At 60.6% G+C, this 16,664-nt stretch carries 15 protein-coding genes and 1 tRNA gene; 1 reads left to right on the top strand and 15 read right to left on the bottom strand.

Translation table 11 applies throughout. The features are described from left to right. Positions 1–17: 17 nt before the first annotated feature. The 11 genes from NPX02_RS17010 to rlmE form a co-directional block, all read right to left on the bottom strand. Positions 18–1,271, bottom strand: a complete 1,254-nt coding sequence (locus tag NPX02_RS17010) for an NADH-quinone oxidoreductase subunit D (RefSeq protein ID WP_260295006.1) — start codon at positions 1,269–1,271, stop codon at positions 18–20. Continuing rightward, positions 1,264–1,983 carry an NADH-quinone oxidoreductase subunit C gene (locus NPX02_RS17005; protein ID WP_260295005.1) on the bottom strand — a complete coding sequence of 240 codons (720 nt, stop codon included), beginning with the start codon at positions 1,981–1,983 and terminating at the stop codon, positions 1,264–1,266. Before NPX02_RS17005 ends, NPX02_RS17010 begins: the two co-directional genes overlap by 8 nt. Positions 1,984–1,995: 12 nt before the next feature. Beyond that, a complete protein-coding gene (locus tag NPX02_RS17000; protein WP_260295004.1) occupies positions 1,996–2,478 on the bottom strand; it encodes a NuoB/complex I 20 kDa subunit family protein in 483 nt (160 codons plus the stop codon). After that, positions 2,469–2,825 carry an NADH-quinone oxidoreductase subunit A gene (locus NPX02_RS16995; RefSeq protein WP_260295003.1) on the bottom strand — a complete coding sequence of 119 codons (357 nt, stop codon included), beginning with the start codon at positions 2,823–2,825 and terminating at the stop codon, positions 2,469–2,471. The genes NPX02_RS17000 and NPX02_RS16995 overlap by 10 nt, the downstream gene beginning before the upstream one ends. 196 nt (positions 2,826–3,021) lie before the next feature. Continuing rightward, positions 3,022–3,106 (bottom strand) — tRNA-Leu (locus NPX02_RS16990). Positions 3,107–3,136: 30 nt separating this feature from the next. Continuing rightward, positions 3,137–3,550: a preprotein translocase subunit SecG gene (gene secG, locus NPX02_RS16985; RefSeq protein ID WP_260295001.1), complete on the bottom strand. Its 414-nt coding sequence runs from the start codon at positions 3,548–3,550 to the stop codon at positions 3,137–3,139. A gap of 446 nt (positions 3,551–3,996) precedes the next feature. Then, on the bottom strand, positions 3,997–4,749 hold the full coding sequence (tpiA, locus tag NPX02_RS16980) for a triose-phosphate isomerase (protein ID WP_260295000.1): 753 nt from the start codon (positions 4,747–4,749) through the stop codon (positions 3,997–3,999). A gap of 328 nt (positions 4,750–5,077) precedes the next feature. Then, positions 5,078–6,454: a phosphoglucosamine mutase gene (glmM, locus tag NPX02_RS16975; protein WP_260294999.1), complete on the bottom strand. Its 1,377-nt coding sequence runs from the start codon at positions 6,452–6,454 to the stop codon at positions 5,078–5,080. 79 nt (positions 6,455–6,533) lie between these two features. Then, positions 6,534–7,370 carry a dihydropteroate synthase gene (folP, locus tag NPX02_RS16970; RefSeq protein WP_260294998.1) on the bottom strand — a complete coding sequence of 279 codons (837 nt, stop codon included), beginning with the start codon at positions 7,368–7,370 and terminating at the stop codon, positions 6,534–6,536. A gap of 28 nt (positions 7,371–7,398) precedes the next feature. Then, on the bottom strand, positions 7,399–9,327 hold the full coding sequence (gene ftsH, locus NPX02_RS16965) for an ATP-dependent zinc metalloprotease FtsH (RefSeq protein ID WP_260294996.1): 1,929 nt from the start codon (positions 9,325–9,327) through the stop codon (positions 7,399–7,401). A 147-nt stretch (positions 9,328–9,474) separates the two neighbouring features. Then, complete coding sequence (rlmE, locus tag NPX02_RS16960; RefSeq protein ID WP_260294995.1) at positions 9,475–10,095, bottom strand: 23S rRNA (uridine(2552)-2'-O)-methyltransferase RlmE; 621 nt, start codon at positions 10,093–10,095, stop codon at positions 9,475–9,477. Between the two features lie 155 nt (positions 10,096–10,250). On the opposite strand from rlmE, the gene yhbY reads away from it, so the two are divergent. Further along, complete coding sequence (gene yhbY / locus NPX02_RS16955; RefSeq protein ID WP_260294994.1) at positions 10,251–10,550, top strand: ribosome assembly RNA-binding protein YhbY; 300 nt, start codon at positions 10,251–10,253, stop codon at positions 10,548–10,550. Between the two features lie 214 nt (positions 10,551–10,764). On the opposite strand, the gene greA is transcribed toward yhbY, so the two are convergent. The 4 genes from greA to trxC form a co-directional block, all read right to left on the bottom strand. Beyond that, positions 10,765–11,241 (bottom strand): transcription elongation factor GreA, encoded by a 477-nt coding sequence (gene greA, locus NPX02_RS16950; RefSeq protein WP_260294992.1) that lies wholly within the window; start codon positions 11,239–11,241, stop codon positions 10,765–10,767. A 51-nt stretch (positions 11,242–11,292) separates the two neighbouring features. Beyond that, positions 11,293–14,499, bottom strand: coding sequence for a carbamoyl-phosphate synthase large subunit (gene carB, locus NPX02_RS16945; protein WP_260294991.1), 3,207 nt, complete (start codon positions 14,497–14,499; stop codon positions 11,293–11,295). Between the two features lie 55 nt (positions 14,500–14,554). After that, on the bottom strand, positions 14,555–15,697 hold the full coding sequence (carA, locus tag NPX02_RS16940) for a glutamine-hydrolyzing carbamoyl-phosphate synthase small subunit (protein ID WP_260294989.1): 1,143 nt from the start codon (positions 15,695–15,697) through the stop codon (positions 14,555–14,557). A 163-nt stretch (positions 15,698–15,860) separates the two neighbouring features. Beyond that, positions 15,861–16,286 (bottom strand): thioredoxin TrxC, encoded by a 426-nt coding sequence (gene trxC, locus NPX02_RS16935; RefSeq protein ID WP_260294987.1) that lies wholly within the window; start codon positions 16,284–16,286, stop codon positions 15,861–15,863. Positions 16,287–16,664: the final 378 nt, after the last annotated feature.

Raw genomic sequence — 16,664 nt, 5'->3', positions numbered from 1 at the left:
TAAATTCTTGAAACCCATCAGCGATCAATCTCCCCGAACACAACATCCATGGTGCCGATCACCGCCACCACGTCGGCCAGCATGTGACCCTTGACCATCTCATCCATCGCCGCCAGATGCGCGAAACCGGGAGCGCGAATCTTCAAGCGGAACGGCTTGTTGCTGCCATCGGAAACCACGTAGCAGCCAAACTCCCCCTTGGGCGCCTCGACAGCCGCATAGGCCTCGCCGGCCGGCGGGCAATAACCCTCGGTGAACAGTTTGAAATGGTGGATCAGGCTCTCCATGTCCCCTTTCATATAGTCGCGGGCAGGCGGCGAGATCTTGTGGTCCTGCACAATTACCGGACCCGGATTCTCGCGCAGCCACTGGACACACTGCTTGATAATCCGGGTGGACTGGCGCAGCTCCTCGATCCGCACCAGATAGCGATCGTAGCAGTCGCCGTTCACCCCCACCGGGATATCGAAATCAACCCGGTTATAGGCCGCATAGGGCTGCTTCTTGCGCAGGTCCCAGGCCAGGCCGGACCCACGTACCATCGGCCCGGTAAACGACAGCTGCCGAGCGCGCTCCGGCGTCACCACGCCGATGCCGACGGTGCGCTGTTTCCAGATACGGTTATCCGTCAGCAGGGTCTCGTATTCGTCCACCAAACCTGGGAAGCGGTTGGCAAAATCATCAATGAAATCCAGCAGCGATCCCTGGCGGGTCTCGTTTTTACGCGCGATGTCGGCATCGCTACGGAACTGATTGTTGGCATAGCGCGGCATCACATCCGGCAGATCCCGATAGACGCCACCGACTCGGTAGTACGCGGCATGCATGCGTGCTCCCGAAACCGCCTCGTAGCAGTCCATCAGATCCTCACGTTCACGGAAGGCGTACAGGAACACCGTCATCGCACCGACATCCAGCGCATGGGTTCCCAACCACATCAGGTGGTTCAGTATCCGGGTAATCTCGTCGAACAGGGTGCGGATATACTTGGCCCGCAGCGGCACCTCGACGCCCAGCAGCTTCTCAATCGCCATGACATAGCCATGTTCGCTGCACATCATGGAGACGTAGTCGAGTCGATCCATGTAGGGAATCGTCTGGTTGTAGGGCTTGCTCTCCGCCAGTTTCTCCGTGGCGCGATGCAACAGTCCGATGTGCGGATCGGCGCGTTCAATCACTTCGCCATCCATCTCAAGCACCAGACGCAGCACCCCATGCGCGGCAGGATGTTGGGGGCCGAAGTTGAGGGTGTAATTACGAATCTCAGGCATCTGTGGGGTCCTGCTGTGCGTTAGACACAAATCGGTTGTCTTCGCGGATCACCTTCGGCACCAGCACGCGGGGATCGAGCGTCACCGGCTCGTAGATGACACGCGCCTGCTCGGCGTCATAGCGCATCTGGACAGTCCCTTCGAGCGGGAAGTCCTTGCGGAAGGGGTGACCGACGAATCCATAGTCCGTGAGAATGCGGCGCAGGTCCGGGTGGCCGCTGAACATGATGCCGTACAGATCGAAGGCCTCGCGCTCAAACCAGTCGGCACCGCGCCAGATACCCACCACGGAATCGACTATCGGTTGCAGGGCGTCGACAAAGGTGCGCAACCGCAGACGCTGGTTGTGCACCATGGACAGAAGATGGTAGACCACCGCGAAGCGGTCGTTTTCACCCCGGGCGGATACATCGATTATATGGCGGTTCACCCCGCGATTGAATCCGGCCGCCGAGGCCTCCTGGGTCACCCATTCGGATTCGCCATAGCCGGCGTAGTCGATACCGCAGGCATCGATCAGCTCCTCGAACTGAAACGCCGCGTCATCGCGGAGCTCAGTGGCGATCGCCAACAGATGCTCGCGCGGGATCACCATCGTCACCTCACCGAGTGCGGCGGTTACCACGCAGCCCTTCGATGCATAGCGGTCAATTAGATTGGCCTGCAATGTCTCGTGGCGAAGTTGGGATTTCGTCTTGACTGCTTCGTTCATTACCTGACTCACCTAGTCCTGACGCGCAATAGTGCTGGTACGTTTGATTTTTTCCTGCAGCTGGATCACCCCGTAGAGGAGCGCCTCGGCAGTCGGCGGGCAACCGGGCACGTAGATGTCCACCGGTACCACCCGGTCACAGCCCCGCACCACGGCATAGGAGTAGTGGTAGTACCCTCCCCCATTGGCACAGGAGCCCATGGAGATGACCCAGCGGGGCTCGGCCATCTGGTCGTAGACTTTGCGCAGTGCCGGCGCCATCTTGTTGACCAGCGTGCCCGCCACAATCATCACGTCCGACTGACGGGGACTGGGGCGGAAGATGATTCCGAACCGGTCCATATCGTAGCGCGCGGCTGCCGCGTGCATCATCTCAACGGCGCAACAGGCTAGACCGAAGGTCATCGGCCAGAGGGAGCCGGTACGCGCCCAGTTGATCAGCTTGTCGGCGTTTGTGGTGATGACACCCTTTTCAAGTATGCCTTCTACTCCCATTCCAGGGCCCCTTTCTTCCACTCATAGATAAACCCGACCACCAGCACGCCCAGAAATACGGTCATGGCAACCAGTCCGACCCCGCCGATCTTGTCCAGGACGATGGCCCAGGGAAACAGAAAAGCAATCTCAAGATCGAAGATAATAAACAGGATGGCGACCAGGTAATACCTGACATCGAACTTCATGCGTGCATCTTCGAATGCCTCGAAACCGCACTCATAGGGGGATAGCTTCTCGCTGTCAGGGCGTCGAGTGCCGAGCGCGAAACCCATCATAACCATGACGACCCCCACAATCAGGCCGACAGCCAAAAACACCAGAACGGGTAGATAGTTCTCTAACATTTGCTCTCGTCCTTCCTCACCGGGTTCTCATTGGAAGTGGTCCCAGCCGTAAGATTAACGGGGCGAAATGGTAGAGCAGAGAGGGTGATCTGTCAAGCTTATGGCAACAATAAAAAACTTTATAATCAGTCACTTATGTTGATATTACTCACAAAAAACGGCAGCACCCTAACGGGTGATGCCGTTTTTTCTTGTATGGTGCCGATGGCCGGATTTGAACCGGCACGGCTTGCGCCACTACCCCCTCAAGATAGCGTGTCTACCAATTTCACCACATCGGCATACGGGCATTTGCAGCCCATCAAATCACTTCATTCAGTTGCCTTCGGCTGCTCACCGTTGTCAGTTGGCGCCTGAGGAACCACCGGAACGCCTCCGGTATTTTCGCTGGTTGCACCGGGTACCGAGGGAACCTCAGATGCCGGCGCCTGCTTGGAGACCGGTATTTCAACCGCCGGCCTCTGCTCTTCTATCATCAACCCTGGCCGCTCTACCGATTGCATGGAGTACCAGCCCATGCCCAGACTGGTAAGGAAGAAAAGAGTTGCCAGCAGCGCCGTCGCGCGACTGAGGAAATTAGCGGAACCCGCAGCACCGAAAACCGTGCCGGAAGAACCGGAGCCAAAAGCCGCGCCCGCATCAGCGCCCTTGCCGTGCTGCATCAGCACGAGACCAATGACACCGACGGCCAGGAAGAGATGGACTACGACCAGAACTGTTTGCATTCGGGCTTCCGTTGAATAGCTGAAAATTCAAAGCGCGCATTGTACCTGATGCAGTTGCGAGAAAGAAGCCACATCGGCATCAAAAGACAAATTTCTTAAGGTTTTTCCTGCGAATAAACCGGACAATCATCCCATATCGTCAAACGATGCGGATTTTCGCTTACTCTCAACTTTACGAGGGGCAAAGTCAATTTAGTTCAATTCGCGTAACTATTCACGAGGTGATTGTCCTGCCTTGTTGGCCGATCTTGATGGCGCCTCGAATCCGGCCCCTTTTTCAGATTCAAGCCTGCCCTTGTTTGAGCGAAGCGAGTTTGGGCAGGCGCTGAAAATGGGGCCGGATTCGAGGATACAAGCCATCGTGTGAGGCCGGCAAGGCAGGACAATCACTTTCAGACCACAACTATACCCGGGCAGCGCCCTACAAAACTTGCCAGGACAAAGGCTCAGTTGGCCGCGGTACAGATGCCCAGAAAATCAGCCGCGTCAAGCGAAGCCCCGCCAATCAGGCCGCCGTCAATGTCCGGTTTGGCGATCAGCTCCTGGGCATTCCCGGGTTTCATGCTGCCACCATAAAGGATGCGCAGGCCCTCCGCCACAGCCGCGTCATGCCCGGCGATACGCTGGCGGATGAACGCGTGCACCTCCTGCGCCTGTTCCGGGGTAGCGGTCTCCCCGGTGCCAATGGCCCATACCGGCTCATAGGCGACCACGCCATTGGCCAGGGCAGCGGCCCCCTCCAGATCGATGACCGCATCCAGCTGGCGGGCAACCACCGATTCGGTGATACCCTGCTCGCGCTCGGCAAGGGTCTCCCCCACGCACAGAATGGGCACCAGCCCCGCCGCCCGTGCCGCGGCAAACTTGCGGGCCACCAGCTCATCGCTCTCGGCGTGGTAGGCACGCCGTTCGGAGTGACCGACGATGACATATCTGCAGCCGAACTCCCCCAGCATGGAGGTGGCGATCTCGCCGGTATAGGCGCCGGACGGTTCCGCTGAAACATCTTGCGCACCCCAGCCGACCGAACTGCCCTGCAACTGCTGCTGCACAGCCGGCAGGTAGATCGCCGGGGCACAAACAGCCACCTCGGCCCGCTTCACGTCCGCCATCCCCGCCTTGATTCCATCGAGCAGCCGGGTGATGCTCTCCAGAGAGCCATTCATTTTCCAGTTACCCGCAACGAGTGGTTGACGCATTGTTTTCTCCTGACAGATTCGCTTTAACAATTCACCATCGACGATGGCCTTTCCGATGACAATAGCGGGAAAAGTCTAGCCACCGCACCCCGCTAAAGCAAATCAGGAAATGGAATAGATGGGATCAGTTATCCCTATGGTAAGGGCCCGCGCAAGAATAATTCCGTAGTACCGAGGGCGTTCCTGGGCCACGCTGGCAAGGCACGCTTTGCAGGCAATGGCCGCTCCCCTGCCAAAAAGCGTAACGCCGCCGCCGGGGTCTAGGGGCGACCGAATACAGGAACTTATTTTTGCGTGGGTCCTATGCGCGGTCGCTAATGGACAGCACTCAGAACGAGACCACCGACCGGCCTCCCGCCGACTCGCTCATGAGCCGCTCCAGGACATCGACAATCTGTTGCGACAGTCCCTGAATCTGGGCATCATCCGGGCCTTCCAGCGTCACCCTGATCAGCGGCTCGGTACCCGAGGCCCGCAACAACACGCGCCCCGATCCGGCGAGTGTCGCCTCGGCCGCGGCAACCGCCTGCCGCACCGGCACGGCGGCCATCAATTCAGCAGCCGGGACACTGCCCAGCTTCACGTTCCGGGTGATCTGCGGATACTTCCGGTAGCCTTCGCGCAACTCGTGCAGGGCCACGCCGCTCTTGTTGATCTCTGCCAGCACCTGCAATGCCGAGATGATACCGTCACCGGTGGTGGTGCGATCCAGACAGATGATGTGCCCCGAGGGTTCGCCCCCCAGGCACCAGCGCTCAATCTCCAGCCGCTCCAGGATATAACGATCCCCCACATCGGTGCGCACCAGGTCGATGCCGTGTTCATTCAAGGCACGTTCGAGACCGAAGTTGGTCATCTTGGTGCCCACCACACCGCCATTCAGGACGCCCCGGCGCAACCGGGAACAGGCGATGATATAGAGTATGTCGTCACCATCCAGCACGGACCCGTTGACATCCACCATGATCAGACGGTCACCATCACCATCCAGGGCGATCCCCAGATCGGCCTGCTCCGCCAGCACCGCCTTCTGCAGGGTTTCAATATGTGTCGAACCGACACCGGCATTGATATTCAGCCCGTCGGGCTCGGCGCCGATCGCGATCACCTCGGCCCCCACCTCCCTGAAGACGTGGGGCGCGATGTGGTAGGTGGCGCCGTGGGCGCAGTCGACAACGATCTTCATGCCCTGGAAACTCATGGTCCAGGGGATGGTGCTTTTGCAGAATTCTATGTAGCGGCCCGCGGCATCGCTGACCCGATAGGCCTTGCCCAGATGTTCGGACTCCACCGTGGTCATCGGTTTATCCAGTTCCCGCTCGATCGCCAGCTCCACCTCGTCCGGGAGCTTCTTGCCTTCACTGGAAAAGAACTTGATGCCGTTGTCGCAATGGGGATTATGCGAGGCGCTGATCACGATACCCGCCTGGGCGTGCAGGGTGCGGGTCAGATAGGCAATACCGGGGGTCGGCATGGGGCCCAACAGGTGGATATCCACCCCGGCGGCCACCAGGCCGGCCTCCAGCGCCGACTCCAGCAGGTAACCGGAGATCCGGGTATCCTTGCCGATCAACACCTTGCTGCCGCTGCCGTTGCCGAGTACCCGCCCCGCGGCCCAGCCGAGGCGCATGACAAATTCCGGAGTTATCTTTCCCTCTCCGACACGGCCGCGAATGCCGTCTGTTCCAAAATATTTCCGTTTCAAGGTGCTCCCCTCGATCCCTGTAAATCAACAATATAAGACTAGATGAAGTGTGCAGTTTGAAAAGGACGCCCTTCACACTTCATTCACACTTCATCACAGCATGGGCCATGCACAGCGCATCGGCCGTCGCTTTCACATCATGGGTGCGGATAATCGCCGCCCCCCGTTCGACCGCCATCACCGCGCAGGCCAACCCACCCGACAGCCGCTGATCCACAGGGGCATCGCCGAGTACCGCGCCGATCATGGATTTTCTGGAAATGCCGACCAGCAGCGGAAGCTGCAGCTCGTTGAACCGGTCCAGATGCCGCAACAGCAGGAGATTGTGCCGCAGGGTTTTGCCGAAGCCAAATCCCGGATCAAGCAGCAGTCGGCTTCTGCGGATACCGGCCGCCTGACAGGCCTCGACCCGCGCCTGCAGGAACGCCATCACCTCCGCCACCACGTCCTGATACTGCGGGTTTTGCTGCATGGTCCGGGGCAACCCCTGCATGTGCATCAGACAGACCGGCACGTTCACTGCCGCGGCCGCCGCCAGCGCACCCTCGTCCTGCAACGCCATGACATCATTGATCATCCCTGCCCCGGCCGCCACCGCTTCACGCATCACGGCCGCCTTGTTGGTATCCACCGAAACGGGGACGGCGAGCTCGGCGGCAATGGCCTGAATAACGGGGATAACCCGATCCAGCTCCTCCTGCGCCGAAACCGCCCGGGCACCCGGGCGGGTGGATTCACCGCCGATATCCAGGATATCGGCACCCTCGGCGACCATGGCACGGGCTCGCTCCAGCGCGGCATCACGGGAAATGAAATCACCCCCATCCGAGAAGGAGTCGGGGGTGATGTTGAGTATGCCCATGACCCGCGGGCGATGGAGAGCGACAGGGTTAGCGGCGCAATCGAGCACGGTCATGGCGGACGCCGGCCGTATCCGCAACAGATCAGTGCTGTCCGGCAGGACCGCCGATGCCGTCAGGGGAGTCGCCCTTGGGCTTGTCCACCACATCGGCCTTCAGGTCGCCGCCGCCGGATTTGGGTGAAGAATCCGAGTCATCGATCCAGTCCGCGGGCGGCTGGGGCCGCTTGCCGGACATGATGTCGTTGATCTGGGCACTGTCGATGGTTTCATACTTCATCAGCGCCTCGGCCATCATGTGCAGCTTTTCCAGGTTCTCCTCGAGGATCTGCCGCGCCCGTGCGTAGTTGCGGTCGATAATGCTATGCACCTCTTCATCGATGGCGTGGGCGGTCTCGTCGGAGACATTTTTGTGCTGGGTCACGGACCGCCCCAGGAACACCTCTTCCTCCTCCTCGCCATACATCAGCGGACCCAGGCGATCGGAGAGTCCCCACTTGGTGACCATGCTGCGGGCAAGGCCGGTAGCGCGCTGGATATCGTTGGAGGCACCGGTGGTCACCATCTCCTTGCCGAACACCAGCTCTTCCGCCACGCGGCCGCCGAACAGACTGGAGATCTGACTCTCCAGATGCTCCTTGCTCAGGCTGTAGCGGTCCTCCTCGGGCAGGAACATGGTGACACCCAACGCCCGGCCCCGCGGAATGATGCTCACCTTGTAGACCGGGTCATGAGAAGGCACATTGCGGCCCACGATGGCGTGGCCCGCCTCGTGGTAGGCGGTAAGTGTCTTCTCTTTTTCGTTCATCACCATGGACTTGCGCTCGGCGCCCATCATGATCTTGTCCTTGGCCCGCTCCATCTCGGCCATCTCCACCATGCGCTTGTTGGAGCGGGCGGCGAACAGCGCCGCCTCGTTCACCAGGTTGGCGAGATCGGCGCCCGAGAAGCCCGGGGTGCCGCGCGCGATCAGCGACGGCTTCACGTCGTCCGAGGCCGCCACCTTGCGCAGGTGCACCTTGAGGATCTGCTCGCGGCCACGCACGTCGGGCAGCGGCACCACTACCTGGCGGTCGAAACGGCCGGGACGCAATAGCGCGGGGTCCAGCACATCGGGACGGTTGGTCGCGGCGATGACGATGACCCCCTCGTTGCCTTCAAATCCATCCATCTCCACCAGCAGCTGGTTGAGCGTCTGCTCACGCTCGTCATGCCCGCCGCCAAGACCGGCGCCACGGTGGCGGCCGACGGCATCGATCTCGTCGATAAAGATGATACAGGGGGCGTGCTTCTTCGCCTGTTCGAACATATCGCGCACGCGGGAGGCACCGACACCGACGAACATCTCCACGAAATCGGAGCCGGAGATGGTGAAGAACGGCACCTTGGCCTCGCCGGCAATGGCCCTGGCCAACAGGGTCTTGCCGGTACCGGGCGAGCCGACCATCAGCACGCCCTTGGGGATCTTGCCACCGAGTTTCTGGAATTTGGAGGGGTCACGCAGGAATTCGACCATCTCCGAGACCTCTTCCTTGGCCTCCTCGACGCCGGCGACATCGGCAAAGGTCACCTTGACCTGATCCTCGCCCAACATGCGCGCCTTGCTCTTGCCGAAGGACATGGCACCCCGGCCGGCACCGCCACCCTGCATCTGGCGCATGAAGAAGATCCACAGGCCGATCAGGATAAACAGCGGGAACCAGTTGATCAGGATGGTCATCAGGATAGACGGCTTATCCGGCGGCGTGGCGACGATCTGCACATCGTTGTTCAGCAGGTCGCCCACCAGCCCGTCATCCCCGGGACTATAGGTGGAGAAGCTGGCGCCGGAAGAGAGGGTACCCTTGATCTCGCGGCCGTCGATATTCACCTTCTCGACTGCACCGTTCTTAACCTGGGCAATAAAATCTGAATAGGACAGCGCGTTGGTCTGCGTAGTCTGGGTGGAAAAATTGTTGAATACTGACATCAAAACAATCGCGATGATCACCCAGAGAATCAGATTCTTTGCCATATCATTCAAGGTTGAAACCCTCTACATTACTGCCCATGTCGAGAAAATTGCAGCACCGCCCCGACGCTTTCCGGCCCACTTGCATTATCGACCACAGGAACCGGTCAAAATTCAATTGGCTATCATCTATATGAGCGATCTACATTACTATACATTATAGCCCCTCGCCACCAGATAGACCTCGCGGCTCTGGGACCGCGAAGCGGCGGGCTTGCGTGTTGTCACCCGGGCGAAGCTACTCCGCAGCCCCCTGACATATTGATCAAACCCCTCGCCCTGAAAGACCTTGACCACAAAATCGCCTCCCGGACGCAGCACTTCGCGTGCATATTCCAGTGCCAGTTCACACAAATACATGGCGCGGGGCTGGTCGACTGCGCTCATTCCACTCACATTGGGGGCCATGTCGGAAATTACAAGATCCACCGCCCGGCCGGCCAGGAGTTCCCGCAATTGCTCAACCGACGCATCCTCGCGGAAATCGCCCTGAATAAAATCGACCCTGGGAAGCGCAGCCATGGCGAGGATATCCAGGGCAAACACCCGCCCCTTGCCGCCCACCAGCCGGGCCGCCACCTGGGACCAGCCGCCGGGCGCCGCACCGAGATCCACGACCACCTGCCCCGGGCTCAACAGTTGATCTTTTTCCTGTAATTCCAGCAGCTTGTAGGCCGCCCGCGAACGATATCCCTCGGCCTGGGCGCGCTTTACATAGGCATCATTGAAATGCCTGTCCAGCCACTGGTGACTGCTTTTGCTTTTTTTCATTGGACCTACTTCATCTGTGATGTCCGGATATTCCGACACTCAGCCACGCCGCCCGGACCGAGGTCCCGCCGACAGGAGCGACAAATCAAAAAAGTGTCAGCCATCCTATAACTACGTTAGAATGCGCGGCCTTTCAACACCGACCGGAGCCCGCCATGCCGTTGACAAAAAAACAGATCCGCCAGCTGAAGAGTCTGGTTCATCACCTCAATCCGGTGGTGATCGTTGGTCAGAACGGCCTGACCGAGGCGGTGTTCAATGAACTGGATATCACCCTGAACACCCATGAACTGATTAAGGTGAGACTGAATGCCGGCGACCGGGAGGAGCGTCAGGAGATGATTGGACAGATCTGCGGCCGCTGTGGCGCCGAACTGGTCCAGACCATCGGCCATGTGGCCGCCTTTTTCCGGCGCAACCCCGACAACCCGGTCATTACCCTAAAAAAGGATTAACAATTCCTGACACTCTTCTAAGAGGGGTCGGAGTCAAGCCGGCCGGAATGGATCAACCAATTTCCGGAAATACGCGGCTTGACCCAGCCCCCTGGGCAGACCCTATGTTACTCCGATCCAGAACGGGGCCGATGCACAAGAGGTGTGATCGCAAAGGGGCCTGAACCAAAAGGGGGCTTGCGCCCCCGTGATGGAATCCTGTCAACCCGGGCCGTTACTCATAACGCACGGCCAGGATCTCCATGTGCCGCAGGCCATTCGGGGTCTGAACCGCCGTCTCGTCACCCACCGACTTGCCGATCAACGCGCGCGCCATGGGCGAGCTGACCGAGATCAGCCCCTGCCTGATATCCGCCTCGTCATCGCCGACGATCTGGAAGGTGTGCTCGGCATCCTCCTCCTCTTCATACACGTCGACGGTGGCGCCGAAAATCACCCGGCCATCGGCATTGATACTCTTCACATCAATAATCTGGGCATGCGAGAGCTTGGACTCGATATCCTTGATCCGGCCCTCGATAAAGCCCTGTTGCTCACGCGCGGCATGGTATTCCGCGTTCTCTTTCAGATCGCCGTGGGCGCGCGCCTCGGCGATGGCCTGGATCACCTGCGGGCGCGCCACCTGCTTCAGCTGGGTCAACTCAGCCCGTAGATTCTCCGCACCTCTGACTGTCAGGGGTACCTTGCTCATAGCTTAAACCTCATCTCTGTTCTCTCTCCTCGCAGCCGATCCGGACGCGGATCAATGCAGGTCCTGCAACCGATTGACATGGGTACTGTCCGCCTGCTTCAACGCCAGACAGATCGCCTCGCCCCCCGACATGGTGGTGGTGTAGCTCACCTTGTGCTGCAGCGCGGCGCGGCGGATGGCGGCCGAGTCGGCAATCGCCTTCTTGCCCTCGGTGGTGTTGATGATCAGGCGGAATTCATCGTTCTTGATCATATCCACGATGTGCGGACGCCCTTCCGCCACCTTGTTCACCCGCTCGCACTCAATACCGTGATCGGTGATCACCTTGCAGGTGCCGCCGGTGGCATAGAGCTGAAAACCGTGCTGTTGCAGATCACGCGCCACCGAGACGAGACGCGCCTTATCCTGCTCACGCACCGACAGCAGGGCCCGGCCGGAGCGCGGCAGCAGATCGCCCCCCCCTTCCAACGCCTTGGCGAAGGCCTCGCCAAAGGTGGCGCCAACCCCCATCACCTCGCCGGTGGATTTCATCTCCGGACCCAGCAGGGTATCGACCCCGGGGAATTTGACGAACGGGAAGATCGCCTCCTTGACGAAGTAGTTTTCCGGGATCACCTCTTTGGTGAAACCCTGCTCCTTGAGCGATACGCCGGCCATGCAGCGCGCGGCGATCTTGGCCAGCTGCACCCCGGTCGCCTTGGAGACGAACGGCACGGTGCGTGAGGCACGCGGATTCACCTCCAGCAGGTAGATCTCGTTGTCCTTGATGGCGAACTGGGCGTTCATCAGCCCCACCACTTTCAGCTCCAGCGCCATGCGCCGCATCTGTTCACGCATGCGATCCTGTACCTCGGCCGACAGGGTATAGGGGGGCAGCGAGCAGGCGGAGTCGCCGGAATGGACACCGGCCTCCTCGATATGCTCCATGATGCCGCCGATCACCACATCGGTACCGTCGCAGATAGCGTCGATGTCCACCTCGATGGCATCGTTCAGGAAGCGGTCGAGCAGCACCGGCGAGTCGTTGGAGACGCTCACCGCCTCGCGCATGTAGCGGCGCAGATCATCCTCGTCATGCACGATCTCCATGGCCCGGCCACCGAGCACATAGGAGGGGCGCACCACCAGGGGATAGCCCACCATTTCCGCCAACAGCACGGCCTGCTCGGCCTCGGTGGCGGTCCGGTTGGGCGGCTGCTTCAGGCCCAGTTTTTCCACCAATTGCTGAAAGCGCTCGCGATCCTCGGCCAGGTCGATGGAGTCCGGCGAAGTACCGATAATGGGCGCACCGGCCGCCTCCAGCGCCCGCGCCAGTTTCAGCGGCGTCTGCCCGCCATACTGCACGATGACCCCCAGCGGCTTTTCGACCGCGATCACCTCGAGCACATCCTCCAGGGTCAAGGGTTCGAAATAGAGCCGGTCCGAGGTGTCATAATCGGTGGAGACCGTTTCGGGGTTGCAGTTGACCATGATGGTCTCGTAACCGTCCTCGCGCAGGGCGAAGGCGGCGTGCACGCAGCAGTAATCGAACTCGATACCCTGGCCGATCCGGTTCGGGCCGCCACCCAGCACCATGATCTTTTTCCTGTCGGTGGGCTGCGCCTCGCACTCCTCCTCATAGGTGGAATACATGTAGGCGGTGCTGGTGGAGAATTCCGCGGCGCAGGTATCCACCCGCTTGAACACCGGCCGCACCCCGGCACTCCAGCGTGCCTCGCGGATCAGATCCTGCTTCACACCCACCAACTCGGCCAGCCGTTCATCGGAGAAACCCTTGCGCTTCAGGTAGCGCAGCCGCGCGCCATCCAGCGCCGGCAGCCCGCCCTGGCGGATCCCGGCCTCGATCTGCACCAGCTCCTCGATCTGCGCCAGGAACCAGGGATCGATCTTGGTCACTTCAAAAATATCGTCCAGCGACATGCCGGAACGGAAGGCATCGGCGACATACCAGAGGCGCTCCGCGCCCGGCTCCCGCAACTCATGGCGCAGGATGGTCTTGAGCTCCTCGGACTCCAGGTCCACCACCTCGTCCAGGCCGCTCTTGCCGGTCTCCAGACCACGCAGCGCCTTCTGCAGCGACTCCTGGAAGGTGCGGCCGATCGCCATCACCTCGCCCACCGATTTCATCTGCGTGGTCAGGCGATCCTGGGCGGCCGGGAACTTCTCGAAGGCGAAGCGGGGGATCTTGGTGACCACGTAGTCGATGGTCGGCTCGAAGGAGGCCGGGGTGGCGCCGCCGGTGATCTCGTTGCGCAGCTCGTCCAGGGTGTAGCCGATCGCCAGCTTGGCGGCGATCTTGGCGATCGGGAAGCCGGTCGCCTTGGAGGCCAGGGCGGAGGAGCGGGAGACGCGCGGGTTCATCTCGATGATGATCATGCGCCCGTCCTTCGGATTGATGGCGAACTGCACGTTGGAGCCACCGGTATCCACGCCGATCTCGCGCAACACCGCCAGCGAGGCGTTGCGCATGATCTGGTACTCCTTGTCGGTCAGGGTCTGGGCCGGGGCCACGGTGATGGAATCGCCGGTATGCACGCCCATCGGGTCCAGGTTCTCGATCGAGCAGATGATGATGCAGTTGTCCTTGTGGTCGCGCACCACCTCCATCTCGTACTCTTTCCAGCCCAGCGCCGACTCCTCGATCAGCAGCTCCCGGGTGGGCGAGAGATCCAGGCCGCGCTCGCAAATTTCCATGAACTCCTCGCGGTTGTAGGCGATACCGCCGCCGGAACCGCCCATGGTGAAGGAGGGCCGGATGATGGTGGGGAAACCGATCTGCGCCTGCACCTGCAGCGCCTCTTCCATGCTGTGAGCCACCGCTGCCCGGGGCATGTCCAGGCCGATCTTCTGCATCGCCTGGCGGAACAGATCGCGATCCTCGGCCTTGTCGATCGCCTCGCGGGAGGCGCCGACCATCTCCACCCCGTACTTCTCCAACACCCCTTCGCGCACCAGATCCAGGGCGCAGTTCAGCGCCGTCTGGCCGCCCATCGTGGGCAGCAACACATCGGGGCGCTCCTTCTCGATAATCCGCTCCACCGTGCGCCAGTTGATCGGTTCGATATAGACCGCATCGGCACTGTCGGGGTCGGTCATGATGGTGGCCGGGTTGGAGTTGACCAGGATCACCCGGTAGCCCTCCTCGCGCAACGCCTTGCAGGCCTGGGCACCGGAGTAGTCGAACTCGCACGCCTGACCGATCACGATCGGGCCGGCACCAATAATCAGTACGCTTTCAATGTCTGTTCTTTTGGGCATTTGTTGCTTTCAAATCCGCAGTAAATGGCTTGTTTCAGTTGTCGACTAACCCGCACTATTCCGCGGCTTGCATTAACTCGATAAAGTGGTCGAACACCGGCGCCACGTCATGGGGTCCGGGACTGGCTTCCGGGTGGCCCTGGAAGCCGAAGGCCGGCCGGTCGGTGCGATGGATCCCCTGCAACGAATCGTCGAACAGGGAGCGATAGGTCGCCTGCAGATTGTCCGGCAGGCTCTGCTCGTCCACCGCGAAACCGTGGTTCTGGCTGGAGATCATCACCACCTTGTCCTGCAGGTTCTGCACCGGGTGGTTGGCACCGTGGTGGCCGAACTTCATCTTGACGGTTTTGGCGCCGCTGGCCAGCGCCAGCAGCTGGTGTCCCAGACAGATGCCGAACACCGGGATACCGCTATCGACAATCGTTTTGATCGCCTCGATGGCATAGTCGCAGGGTTCCGGATCGCCCGGTCCGTTGGACAGGAACACGCCATTCGGCTGCAGCTCCAGCACCTTGCTGGCCGGTGTCTGCGCCGGCACCACCGTGACCCGGCAACCGCGATCCACCAGCATGCGCAGGATATTGCGCTTGATGCCGTAATCGTAGGCCACCACATGGGTCGGCAGGCTCTCCAGCAGATTCCCCGGCGACTCCGGCAGGCCACCCTCCAGGCTCCAGGTACCCTGCGCCCACTCATAGGGGAGATGGGTGGTTACCTCCTTCGCCAGGTCCATGCCCTTGAGGCCGGGGAACGACCGGGCCGCATCCAGGGCGGCGGTCTCATCCGGCCGCTCGCCGGCGACGATACAACCGGACTGGGCCCCCTTCTCGCGCAGGATCCGGGTCAGCTTGCGGGTATCGATCCCGGCGATGGCCACCACCCCCTCTTCCCGCAGATACTGATCCAGGGGACGCCGACTGCGCCAGTTGCTGGCCAGCAGTGGCAGATCGCGGATGATCAGCCCGGCGGCGTGGACGGCATTGGACTCCTCGTCCTCGTCATTGGTGCCGGTGTTGCCGATATGGGGGTAGGTCAGGGTGACGATCTGCTTACAGTAAGAGGGATCGGTGAGGATCTCCTGATATCCGGTGATGGCGGTGTTGAACACCACCTCGCCGACCGTCTGACCATCGGCACCGATGGACTCACCACGGAAGACCGTTCCATCTTCCAAGACCAATATTGCGGGCTTACTCAAGAAACCAGTCCCCTTCAGGCATGCCAAACGGGACAGTCTCAAGGGAGCCATCCCGCAAAGATTTAGGATTTTCTGGGAGCGACTGCGCTGAATCGCAAAGCCGCCGACCGGGGGAATTCTACTTGAATCGGGGTATCGCTGTCCATGCGACACCCGGCAAAAATCACAGCTGTTTTGTCGTCCATGCAACCAGGCCCGAGGCATCCATCGCCCCGGAAACCCGGGCGATCTCCGCCCCTCCGCGAAACAGGATCAGGGTGGGGATACTGCGGATTCCGTAGCGCACCGCCACCGTCTGCTCCTCCTCGGTATTGAGTTTGATCAGCTGTACCCTGGGCTCCAGACGACGCGCCGCCTGCTCAAAGGCCGGAGCCATCATCCGACAGGGACCACACCAGGGAGCCCAGAAATCGACCAGCAGCGGCAGCTCGCTACGGCCGACAAAGCGCTCGAATCCGGCACTATCCAGGGCAATCGGGGTGGCGTTGAACAGCGGCCGGCGACACTTGCCGCAATTCGGGCCCTCGGCCAGCCGCTGCTCGGGAACCCGGTTCACCCCCTGACAATGAGGGCATACGATATGTGTCATCACACCTCTCCAGAAAAAAACAGTCGCTAACTACCTGCCTCTATCCGCACCACAGCGACACAGAGGGCTCAGAGAAATCACAGGATTCTCATGCGGGCCAACCCCAAGTCCGTACGCGGAGCCTCCCCGACGACCCGATCCGTTTCGTTGTCCGGACACACCTCTGTGTGCTCCGTGTCTCCGTGGTGCATCTGTGAGCCTACAGCGGACACCTCGGGCGAGTAGCAGTACCTGTCGATGCACTCTCCTGAAACCCAATTGGGTACGGCAAAATCAGTTTTCAAGTAGTTGCTGATATGCTGGCAAACACGCCACACTACCCCCACTTGCCCTGCCAGGGACAAGCGGGGTATTGTCATCCCGATGAAGTGACGGTTT

Source organism: Sedimenticola hydrogenitrophicus (assembly GCF_025175675.1).
Classification (GTDB): domain Bacteria; phylum Pseudomonadota; class Gammaproteobacteria; order Chromatiales; family Chromatiaceae; genus Sedimenticola; species Sedimenticola hydrogenitrophicus.
This window is presented reverse-complemented; position numbering and strand designations above follow the sequence as displayed.

What these genes read in the sequence shown, in the direction of transcription:
- carB (WP_260294991.1), bottom strand. Translation starts at nt 14,499, where the DNA reads ATGCCCAAAAGAACAGACATTGAAAGCGTACTGATTATTGGTGCCGGC.
- secG (WP_260295001.1), bottom strand. Translation starts at nt 3,550, where the DNA reads ATGCAAACAGTTCTGGTCGTAGTCCATCTCTTCCTGGCCGTCGGTGTC.
- tpiA (WP_260295000.1), bottom strand. Translation starts at nt 4,749, where the DNA reads ATGCGTCAACCACTCGTTGCGGGTAACTGGAAAATGAATGGCTCTCTG.
- NPX02_RS17010 (WP_260295006.1), bottom strand. Translation starts at nt 1,271, where the DNA reads ATGCCTGAGATTCGTAATTACACCCTCAACTTCGGCCCCCAACATCCT.
- rlmE (WP_260294995.1), bottom strand. Translation starts at nt 10,095, where the DNA reads ATGAAAAAAAGCAAAAGCAGTCACCAGTGGCTGGACAGGCATTTCAAT.
- folP (WP_260294998.1), bottom strand. Translation starts at nt 7,370, where the DNA reads ATGACCGTGCTCGATTGCGCCGCTAACCCTGTCGCTCTCCATCGCCCG.
- trxC (WP_260294987.1), bottom strand. Translation starts at nt 16,286, where the DNA reads ATGACACATATCGTATGCCCTCATTGTCAGGGGGTGAACCGGGTTCCC.
- NPX02_RS16995 (WP_260295003.1), bottom strand. Translation starts at nt 2,825, where the DNA reads ATGTTAGAGAACTATCTACCCGTTCTGGTGTTTTTGGCTGTCGGCCTG.
- yhbY (WP_260294994.1), top strand. Translation starts at nt 10,251, where the DNA reads ATGCCGTTGACAAAAAAACAGATCCGCCAGCTGAAGAGTCTGGTTCAT.
- ftsH (WP_260294996.1), bottom strand. Translation starts at nt 9,327, where the DNA reads ATGGCAAAGAATCTGATTCTCTGGGTGATCATCGCGATTGTTTTGATG.
- greA (WP_260294992.1), bottom strand. Translation starts at nt 11,241, where the DNA reads ATGAGCAAGGTACCCCTGACAGTCAGAGGTGCGGAGAATCTACGGGCT.
- NPX02_RS17005 (WP_260295005.1), bottom strand. Translation starts at nt 1,983, where the DNA reads ATGAACGAAGCAGTCAAGACGAAATCCCAACTTCGCCACGAGACATTG.
- NPX02_RS17000 (WP_260295004.1), bottom strand. Translation starts at nt 2,478, where the DNA reads ATGGGAGTAGAAGGCATACTTGAAAAGGGTGTCATCACCACAAACGCC.